This window comes from Desulfamplus magnetovallimortis, from assembly GCF_900170035.1.
Lineage (GTDB): Bacteria > Desulfobacterota > Desulfobacteria > Desulfobacterales > Desulfobacteraceae > Desulfamplus > Desulfamplus magnetovallimortis.
Genome location: NZ_LT828542.1, coordinates 23,925 through 30,596, shown reverse-complemented (window position 1 = coordinate 30,596; position 6,672 = coordinate 23,925). Strand labels below are relative to the sequence as shown.

Here is a 6,672-nt window from a genome sequence, read left to right as displayed (position 1 = left end):
CTGGAGCTTGAGATCAACGAGATTCAGGAAAAACTTTTGACCCTTGTGGAGGCTGACATGCTGGAGTGGGGCAATGCAGATATAGACTTTCGGGGGCTTCAGGATGGAACACTAAATCTTATTTTGAGAAACCGTTTTGAAAAGGAGATCCACAATTTTGAGCCAGACTTGAAAAAGGAGTTCCATGAACAGATAAAGGCATTGAAACAGGAGAAACAGAAAATACAGGGAATGCTGAGCAACCTTACAGGTCAAGTTGCTGAAATGCAGCTCGCCAATGCCTTTAGAAGCAGGAAGCGATTTAAACTTTCCACCTTTTTCACCATTCCCGATGGCGGGAATATCCAGGATGAAAAGAGAATAAATGAAAAAACTGACGAAAGTTCATTTAATATCAGTGAAACTTCATTGAGTATTAGTGAGACTCCATTGAGTATTGGTGAGACTCCATTGAATATCAGTGAGACTCCATTGAATATCAGTGAGACTTCATTTAATATCAGTGAGACTTCATTGAATATCACCGATACTCCATTGAATATTGTGGATGTTAAAACCCGTGTCATATTCCAGAGGGAAGACGGCAAAAACATGGAGCTGGATATAGTTGCAGAGTCATCCTGCGGAAGGATTTTGCTTGTTGAAGTCAAAAAACAGGCGGCAAAAAGTGGACGATCCATGATCGAGGATTTTCATGAAAAAGTGATGGTATATCAGAATCTTAGACCGGATAACATTATGATACCGGCTTTTCTATCCCTTGGTGGATTTACAGAAACAGCAACAATCTTGTGCAGAGAGAAAAAAATTGCAATCAATGAAAGAATTGTGAATTTTTAAGATATTATTAAGGGGAGTTACACTAAAAAAGGCAGATGTGATGAATTCAGACAATATTCAATATCCGCTCCAGGAAAAAATAGGCAACCCCGACCTTCTTGTTGGTCGTGAAAAAGAGTTTAAAAACTTTGGAAAATGGATTGCCAATATTCCGAAAAAACTTTCTAAATCAAGGGTTATCCTTGCACGCAGAAAAAGCGGCAAAACCGCATTTATCCAGCGTATTTTCAATAAACTATGGAGTGAAAACGGGAAGGTGATTCCCTTCTATTTTGATATATCGGAAAATAAAACCTGGTATCCCACGTTTGCAATTGATTATTACTGTGCATTTGCAACCCAGTACATATCCTTTATTGAGAGAAAAGCATCCTTTGTCGGCAAGCTGTTGCCATTGGAACAGTTGAGGGATTGTGCCATAGCCAACGGTATAGAGCTTATGATTGAAGATATTGATGCCATACAGGAGAATAAAGCTGCTGGGCTAAATGATCTTGTATGGAAAATTGCTTACTCAGCTCCCCACCGTTTTGCTGATATGTATGACATCAGTTTCCTTGTGATCATAGACGAGTTCCAGAATATCACGCAATATGTTTATCCAGATCCCCATTATCAGACAGCTCCCATAGAGTCTCTTGCCGGCAGTTTCCACTACCATGTGGAGTCCAAAATTGCCCCCATGCTGGTGACTGGCTCCTACATCCGCTGGCTCATCAACATCAGCAGCAGATATCTTGAGGCTGGACGGCTTACCGAAATGTTTATATCACCTTATCTAACACATGAAAGCGGTCTTCAGGCAGTGTACAGATATGCCAATGCATATGGAGAACCAATCACCAACGACACGGCTGTTCAGATAAATACCCTGTGCATGTCAGACCCGTTTTTCATATCCTGTGTAATACAGAGCAACTATGAGGATAAAGAGCTTCTCACTGAAGAGGGTGTTATCAACACTGTAAATTACGAGATCACAAACCGCTATTCAGAAATGTCAAGAACCTGGGGAGAGTATATTCAACTCACTCTTCAAAAGATCAATGACCGCCATGCAAAGAATTTACTGCTCTTTTTAAGCAAACATTCGGATCGTTACTGGACACCGGCAGAGCTTAAGGAGACCATGGGGCTGGAGCTTGAAATCAACGAGATTCAGGAAAAACTTTTGACTCTTGTGGAAGCTGACATGCTGGAGTGGGGCAATGCAGATATAGACTTTCGGGGGCTTCAGGATGGAACACTAAATCTTATTTTGAGAAACCGTTTTGAAAAGGAGATCCACAACTTTGAGCCTGACTTGAAAAAGGAGTTCCATGAAAAGATAGAGGCTTTGAAGCAGGAGGAACATAAAATACAGGGAATGCTGAGCAACCTTACAGGTCAGGTTGCTGAAATGCAGCTTGCCAATGCCTTTAGAAGCAGGAAGAGATTTAAAGTGTCCAGCTTTTTCACCATTCCCGATGGCGGGAATATCCAGGATGAAAAGAGAGCAAATGAACAAACTGACGAAAGTTCATTTAATATCAGTGAGGCTTCATTGAGTATTAGTGAGACTCCATTGAGTATTAGTGAGACTCCATTGAATATCAATGAGACTTCATTGAATATCACCGATACTCCATTGAATATTGTGGATGTTAAAACCCGTGTCATATTCCAGAGGGAAGACGGCAAAAACTTGGAGCTGGATATAGTTGCAGAGTCATCCTGCGGAAGGGTTCTGGTTGTGGAAGTCAAAAAGCAGGCGGCAAAAAGTGGACGATCCATGATCGAGGATTTTCATGAAAAAGTGATGATATATCAGAACCTTAGACCGGATAACATTATGATACCGGCTTTTCTATCCCTTGGTGGATTTACAGAAACAGCAACAGTCTTGTGCAGAGAGAAAAAAATTGCAATCAATGATAGTATTATGAACTTTTAATAGCAGAATCAAAGCTCATAAAAGATAAAAGTCTGAATTTTAACATAAATATTGCGAAGGGAACTCTTTATGAAAGATGGTAGGTTGAATTTTTCTAATGGCCATCATTGTTTATCCTGTTTTATAAACAAGATCATTGTCATTGTTTTATCCTTTTTTTCAATTATCATTTTTACAGGGTATGCTGCTTTTGTCTATGCAGATATTGCAACCGATGGCACTGTTGGTGCACCCCAGACACTAACAGGCCCTGATTTTACAATTCCTGAATCCTTGGGAACACTATCTGGCCAGAATCTGTTTCACAGCTTTAAAACCTTCAGCATATCAGAAAACCAGAGTGCCACTTTTACCGGTTCAAACAGCATAAACAACGTCATCTCAAGGGTGACAGGCGGGGAGGCCTCAACCATTGACGGCCTTCTTCGTTCCACCGTGGGAGATGCGGATTTTTTCTTCATCAATCCAAGCGGGGTGGTCTTTGGTCCACATGCCACAGTGGATGTGCCGGCGGCGTTTCATGTCAGTACCGCAGATGAACTGATTTTTGACGATGGCACTGTTTTCAGTGCTTCCTCTCCGGCAACAAGCACTTTGACCCAGGCTGCACCTGAGTCCTTCGGGTTTTTAGGGGCAAAAGCGGCAACCATTGAGATTAACGGCAGTGTGCTGGAGTTTGCGCCGGAAAGCAGGATCTCTTTGAGCAGCGGAAATATCACAATACAGGGAGCTGAAGAGCAAAATTCCAAGCTGGTAAACGAGGGGGGCGACATTCAGCTTACGGCGTTAGGAAAATCTTCTGGAAATGTTTCTATTGAAGGAGATATAGCAGGAATAGCCAACGGAACAGTGAGCATAAAATCCGCCACCATTGATTCAAGTGGTAATGGTGGCGGACACATCAAAATACATACCGGAAAGGTGGAATTTGATGAATCTTCAATTAAAGCTCATAACCTTGGTGTCAAAAATGGAGATATTGGTGTTGAAGTAAGTGCAGAAAAAGAGGTGATCATAGACAATAATTCATCCATTTTAAGCTATTCCTATTCAACAGGAAATTCTGGAGACATTATTATCAATGCCGAAAATTTATCCATTGATGGGGGGGATTCTTATAGCGTTATTTCAAGTCAGGCAAAATCGAACTCAGAAGGTAATGCTGGAACAATCGAAATAAATGTAAATAGCTTAATACAAATCAACAAGGGGTCTCAAATCTGGAGTACTACATCTTCCAAAGGTGATGCAGGCAATGTGATTGTCAAGGCAGATAAACTGACAATTGATGAGCAAGGAAGCGACCAGGTTACCGTTATTGCAAGTACGGCAGGATCGAATTCCGAGGGCAACGCCGGAACAGTTGACATAAAAGTTTATGGCCTGATGCAGATCATAAATGGGGCCTCAATTTCAAGCTATACAGAGTCAAAGGGTAATGCTGGCAATTTAATTATTAATGCCGGAGATTTGACAATTGATCGTCAAATGAGTGATTCATTTACGGGTATTGCAAGCCATGCAAGAACCGGATCATACGGTAATGCTGGCTCAATCGAAGTAAATGTTGCTGATATGTTAAAAATTCTCAATGGATCCGAAATATCAAGCTCTATATGGTCACAGGGAGATGCTGGTAATCTTCTTGTTAGGGCTGGCCAACTGACAATTGATGGACAGGGACGTGAGTCGTTTGCAGGTATAACAAGTCAGGCAAGGAGTGGCTCACAGGGTAATCCTGGTTCAATTGAAGTAAATGTTGAAGATAAAATTGAACTTATAGATGGGGGAACGATATCAAGTGATACTTTTACTAAGGCTGATTCAGGAGATGTAATAGTAACTGCTGAAAATCTGATGATAGATAATAAGAATCAGACAATCTCTGGTAGACGGTTTACGGGTATAAGAAGCTGGACATATGATGAAGGTAATGCTGGGACTGTAAATATTATCATAAATGATTCTACGGAGCTTTATCATGGAGGAGCGATTTCAAGTAGTACGTTTGGAAAAGGAAATGGAAATACTGTTATGTTAGAATCCGGAAATATGAAAATAGATGCTCAAGGGTTTCAGACTCAGCTTACTGGAGTTGCCTGTCAGGCAGAAACAGATCCATCTGGATATGTTTCCGAGGGAGATGGTGGAGAAATCATAATTAATATAAAAGGATTGCTTGAAATGAGTAATGGTGCACAAATTTCAACCAGTACCTTTTCAGAAGGTAATGCCGGCAAAGTTACAGTGAATGCCGACAAATTAATCATTGACCCTCAAAATGAGACCTATTTGTTTACAGGAATAACCAGTGCTGCCTATGAAGGTTCCAATGGTAATGCAGGTGACGTAATTGTTAATGCTAAAGAAATACAGATGATGAAGGGGGCTGCCCAAATTAGTAGTGAAACATATAAAAATACAACTGGAGATGCTGGCACAGTAACTGTATCTACTGACGCTCTTCTGGAAATGAGAGATGGTGCAGAAATATCAAGCAGCACATCTGCAAAAGGTGATGCCGGTGACGTAATCGTAACAGCAGGGAGTATCAAAATTAATGGTAATGGAGAGGTAACAGGTATTGAAAGTGATGCCAGTTATGGCTCCAGCGGGAACGCAGGAACGGTTGATGTAACAGTTGATGGTCTGCTGGAATTGCTTGATGAAGCCAGAATTTCAAGCAGCACATCTGCAAAAGGTGATGCAAAAAATGTAATTGTCAAAGCAGGAGAGTTAAAAATTGATGGTAAAGGTGGCGATGGTACAGGTATAGCGAGTTTAGCCTTTTATTTTTCCGAGGGTAATGGCGGAACAGTTACTGTCACGGTGGACAGGCTGCTGAAATTGATTGATGGAGCACTTATTTCAAGCAGCACCTATGCAAAAGGTGATGCTGGTACTGTAACTGTCAACGCTGATAATATTATAATTGATGGAGAATCAACTGGTATATATAGTGCTGCCACTGATAATGCCGCAGGCTATGTTGGTGATGTCATCATAAATGCGGACTCTGTGACTCTTATGAATGGTGGGAACATAAGCATTTCTGCTGAACAGAAACTTTCAGAAGAGAGTCTTGCAGAACTATCTGGAAATTCAATTGTTAATTCAATTAACATTAATGCTCGCAATATTCATCTTGATCAAAAAGCAACCATAACTTCCGAGAGTACCCAGAACGTTCCAGCAAGCGAAATTAATATTCAGGCAAATAAGACAATCGTTAAAAATAGCAGCACCATCAACACTTCATGCAAAAACGCTGACGGTGGTGACATCACTATCCAATCGGACAGCCTTTTTATTCATGATGCCCAGATTACAACATCCGTAGAAGGAGAAACCGGAGACGGCGGCAATATAACCATCAAAGGAATAAAGCAGGAAGATAATGCAATGCCGGAAAATTTTCTTGTTATGAAAGGTGGATTTATTCAGGCTAATACTGCTGCTGAAAACGCAACCGGAGGCACCATTGACATCAATGTCAACGGCATTATCACCGACAGAACCCAGGAGCTTGAAATCGGAGGCCTTGAGCGAAGAATATTTGAGCCTGGACAGAACCTCAATGTCATTCAGGCCGCAGCACCAAAGGGAAACCCTGGCGAGATTCCCCAAAAGCTAACAGAAATTGACATCAGCGGCTCCATTGCCAATATGGGGGTTCAGTTTACTTCTCCTGTCATGATGTCAACAGACCCCTGCCTTGCACTTGGCAGCCATCAGGCAAGCTCTCTGATTCAGGGAGGAAAAGGCGGTTTTCCAGAACAGCCCGAAGACCCTTCACTGGTTCTTTTGACCATGGAACGCATTGATGAAACAGTAGCGGATTGAAAAATACGCAGGCAAAATGTCGATTTTGAGTATTCAACAAAAAAGGACTGGAGTAA

The 6,672-nt window shown here is 41.4% G+C and carries 3 protein-coding genes; all 3 read left to right on the top strand.

Annotated features, from left to right (window positions below):
• A partial coding sequence (locus tag MTBBW1_RS06995) for a hypothetical protein (protein WP_186441130.1) occupies positions 1-840 on the top strand: 840 nt, incomplete at its 5' end.
• 40 nt (positions 841-880) lie between these two features.
• Positions 881-2,773, top strand: a complete 1,893-nt coding sequence (locus MTBBW1_RS06990) for a hypothetical protein (RefSeq protein ID WP_080801210.1) — start codon at positions 881-883, stop codon at positions 2,771-2,773.
• A 69-nt stretch (positions 2,774-2,842) separates the two neighbouring features.
• Positions 2,843-6,616 carry a two-partner secretion domain-containing protein gene (locus MTBBW1_RS06985; protein ID WP_080801208.1) on the top strand — a complete coding sequence of 1,258 codons (3,774 nt, stop codon included), beginning with the start codon at positions 2,843-2,845 and terminating at the stop codon, positions 6,614-6,616.
• Positions 6,617-6,672 lie beyond the last annotated feature (56 nt).